The organism is Marinobacter sp. DUT-3, from assembly GCF_050379435.1.
Classification (GTDB): Bacteria; Pseudomonadota; Gammaproteobacteria; order Pseudomonadales; family Oleiphilaceae; genus Marinobacter.
In genome coordinates this window covers 126,416-146,440 of sequence record NZ_JBNRMG010000004.1, presented here as the reverse complement: position 1 = coordinate 146,440, position 20,025 = coordinate 126,416, and the positions used below count along the sequence as shown (strand labels likewise).

General features: G+C 58.0%; 17 protein-coding genes. 8 read left to right on the top strand and 9 right to left on the bottom strand.

The genetic code is table 11. The annotated features are described in order from the left end of the window. Positions 1–20: 20 nt before the first annotated feature. Positions 21–1,124, bottom strand: coding sequence for an enoyl-CoA hydratase/isomerase family protein (locus tag ACQUWM_RS09010; protein ID WP_428921892.1), 1,104 nt, complete (start codon positions 1,122–1,124; stop codon positions 21–23). Positions 1,125–1,245: 121 nt separating this feature from the next. On the opposite strand from ACQUWM_RS09010, the gene ACQUWM_RS09005 reads away from it, so the two are divergent. Further along, positions 1,246–1,578 carry a c-type cytochrome gene (locus tag ACQUWM_RS09005; protein ID WP_428921891.1) on the top strand — a complete coding sequence of 111 codons (333 nt, stop codon included), beginning with the start codon at positions 1,246–1,248 and terminating at the stop codon, positions 1,576–1,578. Positions 1,579–1,614: 36 nt separating this feature from the next. Here the strand turns inward: ACQUWM_RS09005 and ppnN are convergent, their stop codons facing one another. After that, positions 1,615–2,997, bottom strand: a complete 1,383-nt coding sequence (gene ppnN, locus ACQUWM_RS09000; protein ID WP_407002935.1) for a nucleotide 5'-monophosphate nucleosidase PpnN — start codon at positions 2,995–2,997, stop codon at positions 1,615–1,617. A gap of 160 nt (positions 2,998–3,157) precedes the next feature. Between ppnN and thiI the strand changes: the two genes are divergently transcribed. Continuing rightward, a complete protein-coding gene (gene thiI / locus ACQUWM_RS08995) occupies positions 3,158–4,612 on the top strand; it encodes a tRNA uracil 4-sulfurtransferase ThiI (RefSeq protein ID WP_407002934.1) in 1,455 nt (484 codons plus the stop codon). A gap of 3 nt (positions 4,613–4,615) precedes the next feature. Here thiI and ACQUWM_RS08990 read toward each other — a convergent pair whose 3' ends face one another. Continuing rightward, a complete protein-coding gene (locus ACQUWM_RS08990; RefSeq protein ID WP_428921890.1) occupies positions 4,616–5,632 on the bottom strand; it encodes a histone deacetylase family protein in 1,017 nt (338 codons plus the stop codon). Between the two features lie 181 nt (positions 5,633–5,813). On the opposite strand from ACQUWM_RS08990, the gene ACQUWM_RS08985 reads away from it, so the two are divergent. Beyond that, a complete protein-coding gene (locus ACQUWM_RS08985; protein ID WP_407002932.1) occupies positions 5,814–7,268 on the top strand; it encodes an NAD-dependent succinate-semialdehyde dehydrogenase in 1,455 nt (484 codons plus the stop codon). Between the two features lie 65 nt (positions 7,269–7,333). Here ACQUWM_RS08985 and ACQUWM_RS08980 read toward each other — a convergent pair whose 3' ends face one another. From ACQUWM_RS08980 to ACQUWM_RS08970, 3 genes are read right to left on the bottom strand one after another with little or no spacing between them, the layout of a single operon-like run. After that, the gene (locus ACQUWM_RS08980; RefSeq protein WP_407002931.1) at positions 7,334–7,747 is read right to left on the bottom strand and encodes a phosphate ABC transporter substrate-binding protein; all 414 of its coding nucleotides are present in this window, start codon (positions 7,745–7,747) and stop codon (positions 7,334–7,336) included. Positions 7,748–7,756: 9 nt separating this feature from the next. Then, on the bottom strand, positions 7,757–8,965 hold the full coding sequence (locus tag ACQUWM_RS08975; protein ID WP_428921889.1) for a hypothetical protein: 1,209 nt from the start codon (positions 8,963–8,965) through the stop codon (positions 7,757–7,759). A 21-nt stretch (positions 8,966–8,986) separates the two neighbouring features. Then, positions 8,987–10,600, bottom strand: a complete 1,614-nt coding sequence (locus ACQUWM_RS08970; RefSeq protein WP_428921888.1) for a methyl-accepting chemotaxis protein — start codon at positions 10,598–10,600, stop codon at positions 8,987–8,989. 266 nt (positions 10,601–10,866) lie between these two features. Between ACQUWM_RS08970 and uvrD the strand changes: the two genes are divergently transcribed. Continuing rightward, positions 10,867–13,032, top strand: a complete 2,166-nt coding sequence (gene uvrD, locus ACQUWM_RS08965) for a DNA helicase II (RefSeq protein WP_407002928.1) — start codon at positions 10,867–10,869, stop codon at positions 13,030–13,032. On the opposite strand, the gene modA is transcribed toward uvrD, so the two are convergent. After that, on the bottom strand, positions 13,029–13,778 hold the full coding sequence (gene modA / locus ACQUWM_RS08960) for a molybdate ABC transporter substrate-binding protein (protein WP_407002927.1): 750 nt from the start codon (positions 13,776–13,778) through the stop codon (positions 13,029–13,031). The two genes, uvrD and modA, sit on opposite strands and share 4 nt — an antisense overlap. Before the next feature lie 124 nt (positions 13,779–13,902). Continuing rightward, a complete protein-coding gene (arsB, locus tag ACQUWM_RS08955) occupies positions 13,903–14,973 on the bottom strand; it encodes an ACR3 family arsenite efflux transporter (RefSeq protein ID WP_428921887.1) in 1,071 nt (356 codons plus the stop codon). Between the two features lie 218 nt (positions 14,974–15,191). Between arsB and ACQUWM_RS08950 the strand changes: the two genes are divergently transcribed. From ACQUWM_RS08950 to arsJ, 3 genes are read left to right on the top strand one after another with little or no spacing between them, the layout of a single operon-like run. Next, positions 15,192–15,956, top strand: coding sequence for a metalloregulator ArsR/SmtB family transcription factor (locus tag ACQUWM_RS08950; protein WP_428921886.1), 765 nt, complete (start codon positions 15,192–15,194; stop codon positions 15,954–15,956). A gap of 45 nt (positions 15,957–16,001) precedes the next feature. After that, positions 16,002–17,006 carry an ArsJ-associated glyceraldehyde-3-phosphate dehydrogenase gene (locus ACQUWM_RS08945; protein WP_428921885.1) on the top strand — a complete coding sequence of 335 codons (1,005 nt, stop codon included), beginning with the start codon at positions 16,002–16,004 and terminating at the stop codon, positions 17,004–17,006. A gap of 1 nt (position 17,007) precedes the next feature. Beyond that, positions 17,008–18,204 (top strand): organoarsenical effux MFS transporter ArsJ, encoded by a 1,197-nt coding sequence (gene arsJ, locus ACQUWM_RS08940; protein WP_428921884.1) that lies wholly within the window; start codon positions 17,008–17,010, stop codon positions 18,202–18,204. A 63-nt stretch (positions 18,205–18,267) separates the two neighbouring features. Here arsJ and ACQUWM_RS08935 read toward each other — a convergent pair whose 3' ends face one another. Beyond that, positions 18,268–18,672: an acyl-CoA thioesterase gene (locus tag ACQUWM_RS08935; RefSeq protein ID WP_407002922.1), complete on the bottom strand. Its 405-nt coding sequence runs from the start codon at positions 18,670–18,672 to the stop codon at positions 18,268–18,270. A 194-nt stretch (positions 18,673–18,866) separates the two neighbouring features. Here ACQUWM_RS08935 and ACQUWM_RS08930 point away from each other — a divergent pair, with 194 nt between their 5' ends. Next, positions 18,867–19,916 carry a substrate-binding domain-containing protein gene (locus tag ACQUWM_RS08930; protein ID WP_407002921.1) on the top strand — a complete coding sequence of 350 codons (1,050 nt, stop codon included), beginning with the start codon at positions 18,867–18,869 and terminating at the stop codon, positions 19,914–19,916. The last annotated feature ends 109 nt before the right edge of the window (positions 19,917–20,025 follow it).

Genomic DNA, 20,025 nt, shown 5'->3' with positions numbered 1-20,025 from the left:
CGAAGGTGGCTGGTTGGCGATTATCCCAACGTCATCGGATCGGTCTCGTCATCCCACTCCGGGTGGAAGTGTGCGTCGATCACTTCCTCCGGCACCTCCTGAAGCGTGTTGAATGACCATCTGGGGTTGTGGTCCTTGTCCACCATCCGTGCCCGTATGCCCTCCGCCAGATCCGGGCGACGGGTGCATTCGGCGGCCATCGCCAGTTCCATCCGGAAGACGTCCTTGAGCGGCATCTGTTGCGCGCGTTTGAGCTGGTGCCACACCAGCCACATAGACACCGGGCATCCGGTTCTCAGGTTGTGGACAGCGCTTTCCCACCAGTCGCTGTTGATGTCCGCCGAGATCAGGCGGTCGACAATGGCGGCCAGGTCGTCACCCGCACCCAGTCTGGCGATGGCCTGTTCATGGTTCGCCAGTTCGCCGGAGCCGAGGGACCGGTAATCCACACCATCCAACTGGTTAAGCAAGCGGAACAGCCGGTTGTCGTCCGCTGCCGACTCCCCGGTCCAGCGTTCGTTCTGCAAGCGCTCCAGCAGGGACGTTTGCTCTTCCGGACGAACCACCATGTCCGCCAGGCCGACCCGTATGGCATCGGAGGCGTTCAGCCGGCATCCGGTCAGCCCCATGAACAGCCCCAGTCGCCCGGGCAGACGATTGAGGAACCAGCTTGCGCCCACATCGGGGAACAGACCAATGGCTATTTCCGGCATCGCCATGGTGACGTCCGGAGTGATCAGCCGGTAACGGCAGCCGCTCAGAAGGCCCAGGCCTCCGCCCATAATCACCCCATGGCCGATGCCGATCACCGGTTTCGGGAAGCGATGAAGGGTATAGTCCAGCCGGTATTCACGGGCGAAGAAGTCCGCAGCGGGAACGGACTCATCGGTGCTGGTCATGGCGTCGTATAACTGGCGGATGTCACCGCCTGCGCAAAAAGCCCGGCTCCCCGCGCCCTGCAAGGCTACCAGTGCAATCCGGTCATCGTCGGCCCAACGGTCAAGAGTGGTCTGGGCGGCATCGATCATGTCTCCGGAAAGCGCGTTCAGGGTGGCGGGTGAATCCAGGGTGATCAGGCCGATGCGGCCTTCCAGGCATTCGAGTTCTTGGGCCTTTATGGGCATTTTCAGGTCTCCGCATTGCCTTGACATAACGCATTTGAGGTTTGAAGGCTCTGTGCTATAAGTTCACGCAGTTTGATGTTCTTCGGACGCCGTATATAAAAACGATGAGAGGGTAAAATTAATGAGCTTGAAACACTATACCATTGCCGGTTTGTTTGTACTTGGCGCCATGGCTCCGGCCCTGGTTGCCGCTGCCGATGCGGAAGCGGGCAAGGCCAAGGCTGCTGTCTGTGCCGCGTGTCACGGGAAAAACGGTATTGCTGCCATTCCGGGGTATCCGAACCTGGCGGGTCAGAACGAGCAGTACCTGGTGTCAGCCCTCAAAGCCTATAAAAACAAGCAGCGTTCCGGTGGTCAGGCAGCCATCATGCAGGGCCAGGCGACGGGCCTGAGCGATGAGGACATCGCCAATCTGGCGGCTTATTACGCCAGCTTGCCCGCAGGTGGCCAGTAATCACGGGCAATACCTTAGGGGGCTCAGCGGGCCGGTTCAGGCCGCCCCGCTGACAATCCGGTAGCTGGGTTTGTAGCAACTGGAACCGGGCAGTTTCATCCGGTCCTGGGCCACGAACTGCTCAAGCATGGCCTCCAGGGGCTTGATCAGATTGGGGTCACCGGAAATTTCAAACGGCCCCTTTTGCTGCACCTGTCTGATACCGCTTTCCTTGACGTTCCCCGCCACAATACCGCTGAAGGCCTTGCGCAGGTTGGCGGCTATCATGTGCACCGGCTGGTCCCGGTGCAGTTCCAGTGCCAGCATGTTTTCATGATTGGGTTCGAAGGGTAGCTGGAACACCGGATCGATTTTCAGCATCCAGTTGAAGTAATAGGCGTCCTGCATGGCGCGGCGGAAGGTTTCCACTTCTTTCATGCCGTCCTTCATGGTTTGCGCCACCCGCCCCGGATCATCAATGATGATTTCATACTTGCTGGCGGCCTCGTCACCCAGGGCATTGCGGATGAACTGGTCGATCATCTCGAAGTATTCGGCGTTTTCCTGCTGGCCGGTGAAAACCACCGGGAAGGGCAGGTCGGCATTGTCCGGATGCAGGAGAATGCCCAGCAGATAGAGAATCTCCTCGGCGGTACCGACGCCGCCAGGGAAGACAATGACGCCATGACCGGTACGCACGAAAGCTTCAAGGCGCTTTTCAATATCCGGCATGATCACCAGTTCGTTGACGATCGGGTTGGGCGCCTCGGCGCCGATAATACCCGGCTCGGTCAGACCGATGTAGCGACCGTTCTTCACCCGCTGCTTGGCGTGACCAATGGTGGCGCCCTTCATCGGGCCTTTCATGGCGCCCGGGCCGCAACCGGTGCAGATGCTCAGCGCCCGCAGGCCGAGTTGATGTCCTACTTCCTTGCTGTACTGATATTCCTGCTGGTTGATGGAGTGACCGCCCCAGCACACCACCAGATCCGGGAGGCGGCCGGCCTGCAGGACCCGCGCATTGCGCAGAATGTGAAAAATCAGGTTGGTGATGTCTTCGGGATCGTCCCGCCGAAAGCCGGCCGCGGACTGCGGAATCGAGTAGGAATAGATAATGTCCCGCAACACTGAGAACAGGTGCTCGCGAATGGCCCTCAGCATTTCGCCATCCACGAAGGCATGGGCCGGGGCGTTCACCAGTTCCAGTTTCAGGCCCCGTGGCTGTGGTACCAGGCGCACATCAAAGTCCGCGTGAGCTTCCATCAGGGTCTTACAGTCATCGGTTTCAACGCCGGTGTTCAGAACCGCCAGGGCACACTGACGGAAGAGTCGGTAAAGACCACCTTCACTCCTGTCTTTCAGTCGGTTGACTTCGTGGTTGGAAAGAATCTCAAGGCTGCCCTCGGGTGATACCAGGGCATTGATGGTCGGTTCTGTCATGAACAGTATGGCTCCTGAACATTGTACGGAGTGGGTGTAATGGTCGGCCCTGCGGGTCGTTGATTATGGTGTTACGGCAATGCCTGATTTTGAGGCATCCGTCAAAACCGTTAGACTAGGCCTATTCTTTCCAATACGCCACCCGACAAAATTCTGATATATGAAACTCCTGATTCGTCCTGCGGCGGAAGTCGCCATTAAAAGCAAACCTGTACGTCGCCAGCAAATGCGGCACCTGCGCCAGAACATCCGCAAGGTGCTGTCGCGTCAGGACAGCGACATCCAGGTGGATGGCAGTTGGGACCGTGTGACCGTGGAAGTCCCTGATGGCCGGGGACTCTCCAGCGTGGTCCTTGACGAATTGATGCGCATCCCGGGTATCTCCACGATCCAGGAAATAGCCGTGTTCCCGTTTGTCAGTATGGACGATGTGGCGGACAAGGCCGTAGAGGCGTTTGCCGAGCGCATCAACGGCAAGACCTTTGCAGTGCGGGTGCGGCGTCATGGAAAGCACGACTTTCGCTCCATTGATCTTGAGCGGCACGTGGGCGGCGCACTGGTGCAGGCCTCCAGTCCGCAGGGGGTGAATCTGAAGGCTCCCCAGGTAGAGGTCCGTATCGAGATTCAGGACGACCGCTATCACATCGCTCACCGCAAACACCGGGGCCTGGGTGGCTATCCCCTGGGTAGCGTGGAAACCGTGATGACGCTGGTCTCCGGCGGGTATGACTCATCGGTGGCCGCCTATCTGATGATGCGCCGGGGCCTTCGCAGCCACTTCCTGTTCTTTAATCTGGGCGGTACGGCCCATGAAGTGGGCGTTCGCCAGGTGACGCATTACATCTGGGAGCGCTACGGTTCATCCCATGGCGCCAAGTTCATTTCCGTGCCCTTCGATGGCGTTATTGGCGAAATCATGCGGTCGGTCAATCACCGCCACTGGGGCGTGGTGCTCAAGCGCCAGATGCTGAAGGCGGCATCGGACATCGCCCGGCAGAGCAATGCCGTGGGTCTGGTGACCGGTGATGCGGTCGCCCAGGTCTCCAGCCAGACCCTGACCAATCTCAATGTGGTGGATCGCGCCAGTGACGAGGTGGTGCTCAGGCCCCTGGTCTCCATGGACAAGGAAAGCATCATCCGGATCGCGAAGGAGATCGGCACCGAGCCCTACGCCCGTACCATGCCGGAGTATTGTGGCGTGATTTCCCAGAAGCCGGCTACCCGGGCGAAACTGCACCGGGTGGAGGAAGACGAGGCTGAAATGGATGCGACGGTGCTGCAGCAGGCGATCGACAACCGTGAAGAAACACCGGTTGCCCGTCTGCTGGAAACCACCACCACGCCGGAAGAGGTGGAGCTGGTGCATACCCCGGACGTCAACGATGTCATCATCGATGTACGCCATCCGTCCGAGGGAGAGCAGTCACCCCTGACGATGACCAACAACGAAGTGCTGCAGATTCCTTTCTACGAGCTGAATCAGCAGATCGAATCGTTGCCTCAGGGGAAGCAGTACCTGCTGTACTGTGACCGTGGCACCATGAGTCGCATGCACGCCGGCCACCTGAAGGCTGAGGGGCATACCAACATAAAGGTGTATGCCCCGGCGTCCTGATCGTTACCCTTCGATGCCCTTGAAGAACTGCTGAACGTTGGCGCTCAGGGTATCCAGGTCATAACCGCCTTCCTGCACCACCAGGGTGGGGAGGCCGGTCTGGCGGACATGGGTGCCGATGCGGGAAAAGCCTTCGGAGGAGACCGACACCTTGGCCTGTGGGTCGTCCTTGTAGATATCAAAGCCCAGGGTCAGTACCAGTGCATCCGGCTGGAATAGACGGATGGCCGCCAGGGCCTCGTCCAGTTTGTCGAAGAAATCCTCTTCCAACGAACCATGGGGCATCGGCATATTGATGTTGTAGCCGTAGCCTTCACCTTCCCCCCGCTCGTTCTCGAACCCGCTGACCACTGGATAGAAATTGGTCGGGTCGCCGTGAATCGAGATGTAGAGCACGTCACTGCGGTCGTAGAAGATTTCCTGAATGCCCTGGCCGTGGTGCATGTCCGTATCGAGTATCACCAGGCGCGGGAACCGGCTTTTCATGTGTTCGGCGGCAATAGCGGCATTGTTGAGGTAACAGAAGCCGCCGGCAGCATCCTTGCGGGCATGATGGCCCGGTGGGCGACACACCGCGTAGGAGATCCGCTCACCGGCGATCAGGGCATCGGCAGCGCCCAGCGCGGTTTGCGCTGACCAATAGGCAGCCTCCCAGGTATTGGCGCCGATCGGACAGCTGCCATCCGCCATGTAACGGGCCGCCTCGGCAAGAATGCCCTTCATGGCGTTGGGTGAACGCACAAAGATATTGGACATCACCTCGTCGCCCCAGTCATCGGGAATCTCCATCCAGCGGCGGTGGGCAGATTCCAGGAATCGCAGGTAGCCGAGATCGTGCACTTTGGAGATCGGCCCTGCACCCTGGTCCGCCGGCTGCAGTACTGGAACTCCCATGGCCTTCAGACCATCCAGCATCTGACCAGTGCGGTCGGGCACTTCCTGAGGCTGGCGCATCTGACCGCGGGTAAAGTAAGTCTTGGGAATATGCTGGTCCTGAGCAGGGTGGAAAAATGCTTTCATTTGCCGGCCTCCTGAATTGATCGTTCTTCGAGTATAGGCGCAGAAATCACGTGGTCAAAACACCTTAGTCTTACTTTACAGCCCGTGTTTCTGCATCCACTATGAGAGTCATGCTGCTGTGATGCAAACACCAACGGAACCCTGCTTTTCGACCGTTAATCATTGAATGAAAGGAGCCGAGATGATCGAGTCACCCCTGCTTGAAAAGTTGACTGGCTATATCGGCGGTCGCTGGTCTGATGCTGCCGAAGGCCAAACGTTTGACGTCTACAACCCCGCAACGGGAAAGGTCATTGCCAGCCTACCCTCCATGCCGGAGTCTGATGTGGTGGCGGCGGTGGAAGCGGGTAAATCCGCGCTTCGGCTGACCAATCCTTACACCCTGGAAACCCGCCGCCGTTGGCTGGAGGGCATCCGCGATGCGCTCAGGGAAAACAAGGAAGAAGTGGGCCGCATCCTGTGTATGGAACACGGCAAGCCGCTGAAGGAAGCTCAGGGCGAAGTGGATTACGCTGCCGGCTTCTTTGATTACTGCTCCAAACACATCCAGGCGCTGGACGCCCACACCCTGGCCGAAAAGCCCAAGGACTGCACCTGGACCGTTCACTACCGGCCCATTGGCGTGGCCGGGCTGATCACGCCGTGGAACTTCCCCATCGGCATGATCGCCAAGAAGCTGTCCGCCGCCCTGGCCGCCGGCTGCCCGTCGGTGATCAAGCCCGCCAGTGAAACCCCGTTGACGATGATTGCCCTGTTCAGTCTGATGGACAAGCACGTGGACCTGCCTGACGGCATGGTCAACCTGGTGATGGGCAAGGCCAGCGTGATTGGCAAGGTACTGTGCGAAAGTCCCGATGTGCCGATGCTGAGCTTCACCGGTTCCACCGAGGTTGGTCGCAAACTGGTGGTGGATACTGCGGAGCAGGTGAAGAAACTGGCCCTGGAGCTGGGTGGCAATGCGCCGTTCATCGTATTCGATGACGCCGACCTGGATGCCGCTGCCGACAACCTGATTGCCAACAAGTTCCGCGGTGGCGGCCAGACCTGCGTCTGTGCCAACCGCATTTTCATCCATGAGAAAGTGGCTGATGCGTTTGGTGAAAAGCTGGCGGAGCGGGTCAACAAAATGACCGTGGGCGACGGCCTGACCGAAGACGTGGACCTCGGCCCGCTGATCAACAAGGCCGGGTTCGACAAGGTCAAACGCCATCTGGAGGATGCCCTCGAGAAAGGCGCAGGTCTTGTGGCCGGTAAGAAGCCGGAGGAACTGGGTGAAGGCCATCTGTTCTTCCCGCCGACCGTGATAACCGACGTTAACCGGGACATGTGCTGCTACCGGGAAGAAACCTTCGGCCCACTGGTACCGATGGCGCTGTTCCGCACTGAGGAGGAAGTGATCGAAGCGGGTAACGACACCGAGTTCGGTCTGGCCTCTTATGTGTTCACCAACGACGCCGAACGCGCCCAGCGGGTGGCGGCCGGTTTGCGTTTCGGTCACGTGGGTTGGAACACCGGTACCGGCCCGACACCGGAAGCGCCGTTCGGCGGTATGAAAGCGTCCGGCATTGGTCGTGAAGGTGGTTTGGAAGGTCTGTTTGAATTCGTGGAAGCCCAGACAGTTCCCAGAGGCTTCTGATCGCCCAATGATGGACACAGAAAAGGCGAGCCGTGGCTCGCCTTTTCTTGTTTCGGGGCCGGCCCTCAGGGTTTCAGGAGAACCTTGACCGTATCGTCCACTTCGGCATCGTCGATGTATCCGATTCCGCCAGGCGTGGAAGATACCTGAGCTTTCATCGCCGCCGTACTGCCAGCTTCCTCAGGTGGCTGACCGCGCCCGGTAAACACCTGCTTGGACCAGAAGGCCTTGAGCTGGGCGTCGTTCCGACCGGTCACTTTCTGGTGAAATTCAGCACGGGCCGTGTTGCCTTCGGGAAGTTCGAACGGCTGGGCGCTTTGGCCATTCGGCAAGGCTTTGCTGCGGTTCAGGTACAGATCGCGCACTTCATTGGAGCTGATGCTGTCAGGACCGGCCGGGTGACCAATGATCACAACCTCTGCAAGCACCAGAGGGCTGGCCAGCAAGCTGGCCGCAAATAACAGGCTTAGCTTTTTCATGGGGCCTCCTCAGAATGCCGAGTCAATTTTGATGGTGTAGACGTTGGTGCTGTTGGTGCCCGATGCCAGAATATAGGCCGGGTCCAGGTTGCCAGTGCCCTTGTCAAAGCCGCGGGAATGGGTGATGTCCGCTTTGATCGCTACGCCAGGGGTGATATCCCATCGAGCGCCCACGCTGTAATCTTCGCGTTGAAAGTTAAGGATTGATTCCGGAGCCAGTACGGTTCCGCCGGCGGTGGTGACGAACCCGGCACGCTCATTGTCATCCTTGCTCTCAACCCACCCAAATGCCACGTAGGGTGTCCAGCTGCCAAAACGGTGACCGACAGAAAGGTAGGCAGAGTCCGTGTCCGCAAATCGACCGTCCAGCTCTACGCGGGTCACTTCACTGATGATTTGCCAATTGCCATCATCGTAGCTGGCGCCAATGCCGTAAAAGTTGCCACGGTCATTATCGGCCAGGACGGTGTTGACGTTTGCTCCGGGGGGCGCCTGGGCTGCCAGCCTGGTCGCATCAATATCTGCCTCAGCGGTCGCGGCTACACCTCGAATGCTCCAGACATAGTCAGTCCAGGTCAGGTTCAGGCCGGCAATATTGCGAAGCTGTACATCACCGGAGTTGCCATCTTCATCCGTAAAGCCGGTAAAGAAGTTGGCTGTCAGCGATGAATTTTCAAAATTGAAGTTGTAACTGGCATCTGCTCCCACGTAGCTGGTCACAGCAATCGGACCGTATACGCTCTGGGGCGGGCGAGCCCAAGGTTGGGCGTAGCCGACTTCCAGTGAGTCCGAGTACATGAAGAACGGAATACGCATCTTGCCGGCACGCAGTTGCAGGTTATTGGTCGGTCGATGGCTCAGGTAGGCCCATTCAACCTGGGGGTCCCAGTCGTCGGCGCCGCGACCAACCAGCTGCATGACGATGTCGCTTTTTGGGGTCACTTCGAAAGTGCCCTGAAGCGCAAACAGGCTGAGGTCATTCACTTCAGATTCTTCAGTGATGCCGGCGTAACCGGCATCATTACTGGCGCGAGCGTAGCCGGTACTGAAGAACCCGTTAAAGCGAACGCCGGTATCCCGGGCGGAGTTCAGTTGCTGCTGCATGGAATTGAGCTGCTGCTGCATGCGCGCCAGGGCATCGTCTGTGTTGTCGTTTGCCGATGCCGGAGCGACGGCAATAGCGGACGCGAGACACAATGCTCTCGAATAGAGTTTCATCTGTAGGTTCCTTTGCTGGAGTTAAACTCGAAACTGGCTGGCGACGGACTGAAGGCCATGGCTGACTTTCTGGATATCTTCACTGACGGTATCCAGCTCATCCGTGCTCTCCATGACTGATTCGGCATTTCGGTGCATATCGGTCATGTAGCTGGTGATCTGATTGAAAGTGGTGCTTTGCTCGTAGGTCGCCGCGGCGATTTGCTCGTTGAGCCCGCTTATCTGCTGAACGCTGGTGAGTATTTGGTTCAGGATTTCGCCTGATTCCGTCGTTGCCTGGACGCCCTCGTGGGCGCGGCCAACACTGTTGTTCATGGACTCAACAGCGGCTGTTGAGAGTTTTGACAGCTCTGAAATCACACCCTGAATTTCTTCCGTGGACTTGTGGGTGCGAACGGCAAGCCCCCTGACCTCGTCTGCAACAACGGCAAAGCCGCGACCGTGCTCGCCTGCTCTCGCTGCTTCTATCGCTGCGTTCAGAGCCAACAGGTTCGTTTGTTCGGCAACCGCCTGAATAGTTTCCAGGAGCCCGCCTACCTTCGTGGAGAATTCGTCGAACTGATTGACCAGTTCTGAGGTGGATTCGATTTCGCTGACCAGCAAGCGAATGGACGTGGCATTACGTTCAACTTTCTCTTGTCCCGAGGTCGCAAAATTGGCGGCGTCTCTGGTTTGCTCAGAGGCGCTGGCGGCGAAACCGGCGACCTCCTCAACGCTGATCACCAGTTCATCTACAGAGTTGCGGGTGGAAGAAATGGATTGGGACTGGTGGCTGATGAGTTCCAGATTCCTGCTGCTGGTACTTCCCAGCTGGCCGGATACCGTGTTGAGCTTCGCCACGTCATTGCGAATAGTGCCGAAGGATGTGTGAAGCTTCTCAACGAAAAGATTGAAGTGATCGACCAGCTCTCTCAATTCATCACGTCCCTGGTACTCAATTCGTGATGTGAGATCGCCTTCCCCTGAGGCCATGTTGCGGAGAGAGCCGATGATGCGTGACAGGCTCGCGCTGATCGAACGACCGATCACCAGACTCAACGTAATCATGACGACCAGTGCGGTGACCAGAATGCCGACAGCGACCGTACCGGCATCAGCGGAAGCTTGCAGCGTATGGTTGATTTCAGCTTCGAATCGGGCGCGTGTTTCTTGCTGCATCCGGGAGAAAGTGTCTTGCAGCGTTTTCAGTCGCTTTGCATTTTCCGATGCTTCACGGCCAATGCTCGAGAAATCCGCGGTTCCCTCGATCATCGCGCTGGCTATCCGCGTTGCTTCGGAATAATAGGTGTCGAGCAATTGACTGACTTGGCGAACGTCCCGGGACAGCCCCTGGTTCAGGACGGAAAGCTTTTTCAGGTTTTCGGATATGGTCGTTTTAAATCTGGCCGTTTCATTCAGTTGCTGATCATCGCCAGTGGCGACGGATCCGTTGATCTGCTGCTCCATAAGCCGCAACTGACCGAGATTGATGGTGGTCAATTCCAGGGTTGGGTACAGGCGGTCTTTAACCTCTGAAAGTCGTGACGAGTTTTTCCGGTCAGTGATAATCGAAAAGGTCAGGCTGATCAGAAAGGCGAGGATTGCCACTGTTACCAACAAGCCGAGCTTATGTGAAATCTTCAGGGCAGAGAGCATGGGGTCCATTTCCTTGGCGCGGTAAGCCGGGTAAAAGTGGCGTGGATTGTAGGTTTGTGAGTCACCTGTTTAAAACACTTGTTTGTATCCTGGTGTTTCAAAGTGTTTCAGGCGGGCCGTTGCGCGCGTTTATCCCTTGCCATGACCTGCTCTGGCCTGTTTGAAAAATGTTGTTAAATGCAGAATTCCCCTTGGGGTGAGGTCTCTCGAAACTGTCCCTGTTATACTTCTGCGTCTCGAATCACCGGATATAGCGGACTTTTTCAATGGATGTCTCCCACATAATCGACGCCCTCAACGACGCCCAACGCGAGGCCGTGACCGCCCAGAACGACCACCTGCTGGTGCTGGCGGGTGCCGGCAGTGGCAAGACGCGGGTGCTGGTGCACCGGATGGCGTGGCTGATGCAGGTGGATCGGGTGCCGCCAACCGGGATTCTGGCAGTGACGTTCACCAACAAGGCCGCCAGGGAGATGCGTTACCGCATTGAACAGATGATGGATATCCCGGCCCGTGGCCTGTGGTTCGGTACCTTTCACGGCATTGCCCATCGCCTGTTGCGCTCGCACTGGCAGGACGCCGGGTTGCCAGAGAATTTCCAGGTGTTGGACAGCGACGATCAGCTGCGGCTGGTCAAGCGGGTGATGCGGGAGATGCGGATTGATGAGAGCCGCTGGCCGCCGAAACAGGCCCAGTGGTTCATCAACAGCCATAAGGATGAGGGCTTGCGGGCGGATCACATCCAGGAGAATCCCGGCGATCACTTCACCTCCACCATGCTGGTTGTCTATCGTCAGTATGAAAAGCTGTGCCAGCAAAGCGGTCTGGTGGATTTCGGCGAACTGCTGCTGCGCTCCCACGAGCTGTGGCTGCACCGGCCGGAATTGCTGGCCCATTACCAGAGCCGTTTCCAGCACATTCTGGTGGACGAGTTCCAGGACACCAACACCATTCAATACGCCTGGCTGCAGGTGCTGGCCAGCAACCGGGTGCCGTTGACCGTGGTGGGGGATGACGACCAGTCCATCTACGGCTGGCGGGGCGCCAAGATCGAGAACATCCAGCAGTATCAGCGGGATTTCCCCAACGCCCGGCTGATCAAGCTGGAGCAGAATTACCGGTCCACGCAACTGATTCTGAAAGCGGCCAACTCGGTGATTGCCAACAACCAGGGCCGCCTGGGCAAGGAGTTGTGGACCGACGGGCCGGACGGCGAGCCGATCAGCCTGTACGCCGCCTTCAACGAGCAGGATGAAGCCAACTACATTGCCGACACCATTTCCGGCTGGGCGCTGGACGGCAACCTGCGCAGTGAATCCGCGATTCTCTATCGCTCCAACGCCCAGTCCCGGGTGCTTGAAGAAGCACTGATGCGCCAGGGCATTCCCTACCGGGTCTACGGTGGTTTGCGGTTCTACGACCGCCAGGAAATCCGCAACGCCCTGGCATACCTGCGTCTGGTGCACTACCGCCGTGACGATGCCGCCTTTGAGCGGGTGGTGAATGTGCCGGCGCGGGGGATCGGAGCGAAAAGCCTGGCGGAATTGCGGGAAGTGGCCACGGGCCAGAGTATTTCCCTGTGGGAGGCCGCCGAGCGGCTGCTGGAAGCTGGGCTGATGAAAGGTCGCGCCAAGACCGGGTTACAGTCGTTTATGCAGATCATCAACGACCTGTCAGAGATGGTGGACGACGCCTCCCTGCATGGCCTGATGAAACAGACCATTGAGGCCAGTGGGCTGAAAGATTACCACGCCAGTGAAAAGGGCGAGAAAGGGCAGGCCCGGGTGGAGAACCTGGAAGAACTGGTCAACGCGCTGTCGGATTTTGAGGTGGAAGACGGCGTCGATCCGTTGGCGGAATTCATCGCCCAGGCGGCGCTGGACGCGGGTGAATCCCAGGCGGAGTCCCATGAGGACAGTGTCCAGCTGATGACGCTGCACTCCGCCAAAGGGCTGGAGTTCCCGCTGGTGTTCCTGGCCGGTGTGGAAGAGGGCCTGTTTCCCCACAGCATGTCCCTGGAAGAGCCGGGGCGCATGGAGGAGGAACGCCGCCTTGCCTACGTGGGTATTACCCGGGCCATGAAAAAGCTGGTGCTTACTTACGCGGAATCCCGCCGTTTGTACGGGCAGGAGAAGTTTAACGCCCTGTCACGGTTTGTGCGGGAGATTCCGGGTGACTGCATCCAGGAAGTGCGGTTGCGCAATACCGTCAGCCGACCGGCGATGCTGGAGCGCCCCAACGAAAGCCTGTTCAGTCAGGATTCCGCGGCGCAATCCGGCTTCAGCCTGGGGCAGCGGGTGCGTCATCCGAAGTTCGGGGAAGGGATCGTGATGAACAGCGAAGGTACGGGGCATCACACCCGGGTGCAGGTGAATTTCGACGAAGGCGCCAAGTGGCTGGTGCTGGCCTACGCGCCCCTGGAGGCTTGTTAAGGGTTCTCGGGCAACTCGAATCCGTAACGATCCATTATCGCCCGGGCCTGGTCGCTGTTGATAAAATCGGCAAAGCGCCAGGCCAGCTCATTGTCCGCAGCCCGACGCGTAATGATGAAGCCCTGCTTCAGCGGTGAGTGCAGGGTGCCTGGCACCAGGGAATAGCGCCCCACCTCCGCCAGTGACGGGCTCAACACCAGCGACAGCGCCACGATGCCAGCATCGGCATTACCGGTTTCAACAAACTGTGCCGTCTGGGCAATGTTGCTCCCCAGCACCAGGCGCTCTTCGACTTTATCCCAGATTCCTGCAGATTCCATGGCTTCCTGCGCGCGTTGTCCGTAAGGAGCGTGCCTGGGGTTGGCGATGGCTATTCGCTTGATATCAGCTCGGGGCAGGTCTGCCAGCGACAGCGGCTCACCCTCTGCGCTGGACCAGACGACCAGTCGGCCAACAGCGTAGGGATAAACCGGAGACGCTGCCAGCCCTGCCTCCTCAAGTCGTTCCGGATAGGCGATGTCCGCCGAGAAATAAAGGTCGTACGGGGCGCCGTGTTTAATCTGTGCATGAAATCTGCCGGAAGAACCATAAACGACCTTAACGGTCTGGTTGGCGTTCTGCAGGTGAAATTCGTCCAGTATCTCATCCATTGCGAACTTCAAATCCGAAGCGGCGGCCACCGTCAGGTTCTCTGCCCAGGCTGGGGCAATGGTGAATAAGGTCAGTAGTAGTGTGCGGATCATCATTGAACTAACACCCCAGAGATAATGACTGCGAGAAGAATCCCGTAAAACGGAAGGTCGCCGTATTGGCCGGCGCAGACAGGTTAGCGCCGGCTCTCGAATACTTCCAGTAACCGGTTTCGGCCATTCAGGTCGGGAACCGGTCCCGGGTGTTGTTGGCAATACGCACCAGCATCAGCATCAGCGGGACTTCCACCAGCACGCCAACCACCGTCGCCAAGGCGGCGCCGGATTGCAGACCGAACAGGGCGATGGCGGCGGCCACGGCCAGTTCGAAGAAGTTGCTGGCACCGATCATGGCGCCCGGCGCGGCGATGCAGTGGCGAACCTTCCATAGCCGGGCCCAGCCATAGGCAATGAAGAAAATCAGCACGGTCTGAATGATCAGCGGCACCGCGATCAGGGCAATGTGCAGGGGATTTTCCAGAATCACCTCACCCTGGAAAGCAAACAGCAGCACCAGAGTAACGATCAGCGCCGCCGGTGTGATCGGCCCCAGGCGTTTCATAAACACGTCGTCATACCAACTCTGGCCGCGCCGGGCAATCAGTGTGCGGCGGGTCATGTAACCGGCGACCAGGGGGATTACGATGTACAACACGACAGACAGAATGACGGTGTCCCAAGGCACTTGAATATCGGAAATGCCCAGCAGGAACACCACAATGGGCGCGAAAGCGAACAGCATGATGATGTCGTTCAGGGACACCTGCACCAGGGTGTAGGCGGCATCGCCCCTGGTCAGGTAGCTCCAGACAAACACCATGGCGGTGCAGGGCGCAGCGCCCAGCAGAATCGCACCGGCCAGGTATTCGCTGGCCAGTTGCGGTGCAATAAACGGCTCGAACACTACCATCAGGAAGAACCAGGCGATGGCAAACATGGTGAAAGGCTTGATCAGCCAGTTCACCACCGTGGTGATGGCCAACCCTTTGGGCTCTTTTCTCACGTCCAGGATCGCACCGAAATCGATCTGGGCCATCATCGGAAAGATCATGGCCCAGATCAGAATGGCAATGGGGATCGAAACCTGGGCATATTCGAAGTGGGACAGTGTTTCGGGAATCGAGGGCGCCAACTGACCCAGGGTCACGCCGGCGATGATGGCCAGAGCTACCCAGACCGACAGGTACTTCCCGAACAGATCCATGCCGCCTCTGGCGTCTTCAGCTGAGGTGACTTCTATATTGCTGTTCATTGCTTACCTCTCACATGGACTGCTGATGGACGCGTTTTGATGCTTCTTCATAGTACTCCTTAATTCACTCTGCAGAATTCATGGATCTGGATTGCGTTTCGAAGCTTGGCTGTTCGGCTGGATCAGCCCTGGTCGGAAAAGGGTTTACTTTACCGTTTTGCCTGCTTAATATCCAAAACATCAGATATCCATTAATCAATATATACGGATAGACAGATATGAAGCGTCGGGTTTTGTTTGTCTGCAGCGCCAACAGCGCCCGCTCCCTGATGGCAGAGGCCCTGCTTAAAGACATGGCGGGGGATCGTTTTGAGGTGGCCAGTGCCGGCACCGAGCCAACCCATCCGAATCCCATGGCATTGCAGGTTCTGGAGGAGTCCGGGATTGCGGTGGCGGGGTTGCACAGCAAACGACTGGCGGATCTGCAGGAGGAATCCTGGGATTACGTGATTACCCTGTGCGAGAAAGCGGCCAACGAGTGTGGAGCCGTTTGCCAGCCGGCCCAGCAAATTGCCTGGGACTTTCCGGACCCGGCGCTCAGCAACCGCCACGCGACTTTTGCTCTGACACTCAAGGAGCTTAAGGAACGGATCGGGCTGTTTACCCTGGTGCATCAGAAGGAAACGGGTCTGAAACCCCTGGAATACAACCCGGTAACCGTATTTCGGGCGTTCGGGGACGAATTGCGGCTGACTATGCTGATGCTGATTCGTGACCAGAAAAAACTCTGCGTGTATGAGCTGACCAAGGCACTGGATGTGTCACAGCCAAAGGTCAGCCGGCATTTGGCGACCCTGAAAGATGCTGGATTGCTTGAGACGGAACGTCAGGGCCAGTGGGTCTATTACTACCTTCATCCCCAGTTGCCCCAGTGGGTGTTACGGGTGCTGGATGAGACCTCGGGTGGTCATACGAAACTGATAGAACGGGAAAAAGAGCGGTTGAAGGCCATGCCCGACCGTCCGGTTATCCGGTTTCTCTGAATTCAGCGTGACTCATCGGATTACAGAGCATTCAAGGAGCGCATCATGAGCAAGATCAAAGTCGGTATTAACGGGTTCGGCCGTATCGGTCGCCTCGCCCTCAGGGCCGCCTGGGAGTGGCCGGAGATGGAGTTTGTCGCTATCAACGATCCAGGCGCCGACGCTGGCACCCTGGCCCATCTGCTGAACTTTGATAGCGTGCATGGCCGCTGGAACCACGAAGCGATTGCCGATGGCGCGGACATTGTCATTGGCGACCAGCGCATGCGCGTGACCCACAACAAAACCATCGGGGAGACCGACTGGTCTGGCTGTGATCTGGTGATCGAAGCCAGTGGCAAGATGAAGAAAGTGGATGTACTGAACACCTATCTGGACCAGGGGGTGAAGCGGGTGGTTGTCACCGCACCGGTTAAGGAAGCCGGAGCGAAGAATATCGTGGTGGGGGTGAATGACGAGATTTTTGATCCGGCCAATGACCGTATTGTTACCGCCGCCTCCTGCACCACCAACTGCCTGGCGCCAGTGGTGAAAGTGATCCACCAAAAACTGGGCATCAAGCACGGTTCCATTACCACTATCCACAGTCTGACCAACACCCAGACCATTATCGATGCGCCCCATAAAGATCTGCGGCGGGCAAGGGCCTGCGGCAGCTCGCTGATCCCGACCACCACCGGCTCGGCCACCGCCATTATCGAGATCTTCCCGGAACTGAAAGGCCGGCTGGATGGCCACGCGGTTCGTATTCCGCTGACCAACGCTTCACTGACCGATTGTGTGTTTGAAGTAGAAACGCCGACGGATCGTGACACCGTAAACCAGTTGTTGAAAGAAGCTGCCGAGGGTGAGCTGAAAGATATTCTGGGGTATGAGGAGCGCCCGCTGGTGTCCATCGACTACAAGACCGATCCGCGCTCGTCCATCGTCGATGCCCTGTCCACCATGGTGGTTAACGGCACCCAGGTGAAAATCTACGCCTGGTACGACAACGAGTGGGGCTACGCTAACCGCACCGCCGAACTGGCGCGCAAGGTAGGTTCTGCCTGACATGAGCGCCGCCATCCGACAGTACCTGGTCATCACCGGCAACTACTGGGCCTTTACCCTGACGGATGGCGCCCTGCGGATGCTGGTGGTGCTGCATTTCCACCAGTTGGGCTATTCGCCGCTGGAGATCGCCCTGTTGTTCATCTTCTACGAGTTCTTCGGGGTGGTGACCAACCTGGTGGGCGGCTATCTGGGCGCCCGCATGGGCCTGAACCGCACCATGAATATCGGGCTGTTCCTGCAGATTGTGGCACTGGCCATGCTGGCGGTACCGACGGCCATGCTCACTGTGCCCTGGGTCATGGCGGCGCAGGCCATGTCCGGTGTTGCCAAGGATCTGAACAAGATGTCCGCCAAGAGTGGCATCAAGCTGCTGGTGCCGGATGAGCAGCAGGGCACCTTGTACAAATGGGTCGCCATCCTCACCGGTTCCAAGAACACCCTCAAGGGTGTGGGTTTCTTCCTGGGTGGCGTATTGCTGATGACAGCCGGCTTCACGGGCGCGGTGATCCTCATGGCTGTGGCTCTGGGCCTGGTTTGGCTGGCGAGCCTGTTTCTGCTCAAACAGGAGTTGGGCAAGAGCAAGGCGAAACCGAAGTTCAGTGAGATCCTGTCGAAGAGCCGGGCCATTAACGTGCTCTCAGCGGCGCGTATGTTCCTGTTCGGTGCCCGGGATGTGTGGTTCGTGGTGGCGCTGCCGGTCTACTTGCATACGGTGTTCGGCTGGGATTTCTGGAAGGTGGGCGGCTTCATGGCCACCTGGGTCATCGGTTATGGCTTCATCCAGACCATTGCACCGCGTATTACCGGTAATCAGGAGGGCAAGCAACCGGCGGTGCTCTGGGCTACAGCCCTGGCGCTGATCCCTGCGGCGATTGCCGTTGGCCTGATGGCGGACTGGTCACCACAGGTGGTGGTGATCGGAGGCCTGCTGCTGTTTGGCGTACTGTTTGCCATCAACTCCTCCCTGCACAGCTATCTGATCGTCAGCTATGCGCGGGGCGATGGCGTATCCCTCGATGTGGGCTTCTATTACATGTCCAACGCCGCCGGCCGGCTTCTTGGCACCATCCTGTCGGGCTGGGTGTACCAGGCCTATGGGCTGGAAGTTTGCCTGTGGATATCCACCGGGCTGGTGGCGACGGCGGCGTTGCTCTCACTGTTGTTGCCAGAGAAGCGACCGGTGATTGTGGGGTAGTGATAAATCACGGGCTATCGAGGCAATAGCGCCTGCGATAACCGTTGGCACAGTACCGGCTGTTCAACCGTTCTGGTCGGGCACTTCACGAATACGGCCCTGCTCATCAATCGCAACATACACGAATCGCCCTTCGGTAACCTTGCGGGGATGTTTGGCCGTGCGATCCAGTGTCCAGACTTCGACCTCAATTTTCATGGAGCTGCGGCCAATGTCGACCAGTTCGCAGTAGCAACCGACCTGGGAGCCAACTCTCAGCGGGGAAAGAAACTCCATCCGGTCCATTGCGACAGTGGCGTTGCGGCCCTGGGAGATCCGCCCGGCGATAGTGGCCGCGGCAATGTCCATTTGCTTGACCAGCCAGCCGGCAAAGACATCGCCGTTGGCATTGGTGTCCGAGGGTAACGGAACAATCTGGAGAATCAGCTCGCCTTTCGGCGTGGGTTTGTCATCATCGAGCGCTGTCATGGAGCCTGCCTTATATATTGCTGAGTATTGTTTTACACGCATGTTAACGGCCTGCGGGCAGTCTGCAAGAAAAATTGAGCGCCGTGATCTATATTTCAGTAGCTGTAACAAAGTTGTCACAGAGCCCCGTTAGTCTTCACTCATCGGTAAAGCAAATCCGACTATAAAGTCCAAATGAAAAATGGAGACTCAGCGTGATTAAACTGAAAACCGCCCTTACAACTGTGGCACTGGCAGGCAGCATTGCCGCCGTATCCACTCCGGCCATGGCTCGCGATACCATCAACATCGTGGGTTCTTCAACGGTTTACCCGTTTGCCACCGTGGTTGCCGAGCGTTTTGGTCGTAACACTGACTTTCCGACTCCGAAGCTGGAATCCACCGGTTCCGGCGGCGGCCTGAAGCTGTTCTGTGAAGGTGTAGGCACCCAGCACCCGGACATCACCAACGCTTCCCGCCGCATGAAGAAGAGCGAGTTTGATAACTGCCAGGCCAACGGCGTTAAGGAAATCACCGAAGTACGTATCGGCGCTGACGGTATTGTTATTGCCAATTCCAATGATGCCGAGAAGCTGGACCTGAGCCTGGAGCAGGTGTTCCTGGCCCTGGCCAAGGATGTTCCGAACCCTGACGGTGGTGACGAGCTGGTCGCCAACCCGTACCAGAAGTGGAGCGAAATCGACTCCAGCCTGCCGGATATGGACATCAGCGTGATGGGCCCCCCTCCGACTTCCGGTACCCGTGACGCCTTTGTTGAGATCGCAATGGAAGGTGGCTGTAAGCAATACGACTTCATCAAGAAGATGGAGAAGAGCCAGATGAAGTCCGTCTGCCACAGCATGCGTGAAGACGGTCCGTTCGTTGAAGCAGGCGAGAACGACAACCTGATCGTTCAGCGTCTGGCCCAGGATCCGGAAACCCTTGGCATCTTCGGCTACAGCTTCCTGATGGAAAACGAAGGTCAGATTCAGGCGTCCACCATTAACGGTGTTGAGCCGACGCCTGAGTCCATCGCGGCTGAAGAGTATCCGGTCGCCCGTTCACTGTTCTTCTACATCAAGAAGGCGCACGTTGGCGTGGTTCCGGGTATCCAGGAATACGTAGCTGAGTTCACCAGCGAAAGTACCTGGGGCGACAACGGTTACCTGGTTGATGTGGGCCTTATCCCGAACCCGCGTGATCAGCGCATGAAGACTGCCAAGGCGGTCAAGGCACTGAAGCCGATGACCGGTAACGAGCTGTAAGGTTCGGCAGAGACACGTCAGGGATGACAAAAAGGAACGCGGGCCTGCAGGTCCGCGTTCCTTTATTACGTTCAGATGAATATTTCTGGCCAGCTTGCTGGCAAAATAG

What these genes read in the sequence shown, in the direction of transcription:
- ACQUWM_RS08950 (WP_428921886.1), top strand. Translation starts at nt 15,192, where the DNA reads ATGAAGCGTCGGGTTTTGTTTGTCTGCAGCGCCAACAGCGCCCGCTCC.
- thiI (WP_407002934.1), top strand. Translation starts at nt 3,158, where the DNA reads ATGAAACTCCTGATTCGTCCTGCGGCGGAAGTCGCCATTAAAAGCAAA.
- arsJ (WP_428921884.1), top strand. Translation starts at nt 17,008, where the DNA reads ATGAGCGCCGCCATCCGACAGTACCTGGTCATCACCGGCAACTACTGG.
- ACQUWM_RS08990 (WP_428921890.1), bottom strand. Translation starts at nt 5,632, where the DNA reads ATGAAAGCATTTTTCCACCCTGCTCAGGACCAGCATATTCCCAAGACT.
- ACQUWM_RS08935 (WP_407002922.1), bottom strand. Translation starts at nt 18,672, where the DNA reads ATGACAGCGCTCGATGATGACAAACCCACGCCGAAAGGCGAGCTGATT.
- arsB (WP_428921887.1), bottom strand. Translation starts at nt 14,973, where the DNA reads ATGAACAGCAATATAGAAGTCACCTCAGCTGAAGACGCCAGAGGCGGC.
- ACQUWM_RS08970 (WP_428921888.1), bottom strand. Translation starts at nt 10,600, where the DNA reads ATGCTCTCTGCCCTGAAGATTTCACATAAGCTCGGCTTGTTGGTAACA.
- ACQUWM_RS08945 (WP_428921885.1), top strand. Translation starts at nt 16,002, where the DNA reads ATGAGCAAGATCAAAGTCGGTATTAACGGGTTCGGCCGTATCGGTCGC.
- ACQUWM_RS09005 (WP_428921891.1), top strand. Translation starts at nt 1,246, where the DNA reads ATGAGCTTGAAACACTATACCATTGCCGGTTTGTTTGTACTTGGCGCC.
- modA (WP_407002927.1), bottom strand. Translation starts at nt 13,778, where the DNA reads ATGATGATCCGCACACTACTACTGACCTTATTCACCATTGCCCCAGCC.
- uvrD (WP_407002928.1), top strand. Translation starts at nt 10,867, where the DNA reads ATGGATGTCTCCCACATAATCGACGCCCTCAACGACGCCCAACGCGAG.
- ACQUWM_RS08980 (WP_407002931.1), bottom strand. Translation starts at nt 7,747, where the DNA reads ATGAAAAAGCTAAGCCTGTTATTTGCGGCCAGCTTGCTGGCCAGCCCT.
- ACQUWM_RS09010 (WP_428921892.1), bottom strand. Translation starts at nt 1,124, where the DNA reads ATGCCCATAAAGGCCCAAGAACTCGAATGCCTGGAAGGCCGCATCGGC.
- ppnN (WP_407002935.1), bottom strand. Translation starts at nt 2,997, where the DNA reads ATGACAGAACCGACCATCAATGCCCTGGTATCACCCGAGGGCAGCCTT.
- ACQUWM_RS08985 (WP_407002932.1), top strand. Translation starts at nt 5,814, where the DNA reads ATGATCGAGTCACCCCTGCTTGAAAAGTTGACTGGCTATATCGGCGGT.
- ACQUWM_RS08975 (WP_428921889.1), bottom strand. Translation starts at nt 8,965, where the DNA reads ATGAAACTCTATTCGAGAGCATTGTGTCTCGCGTCCGCTATTGCCGTC.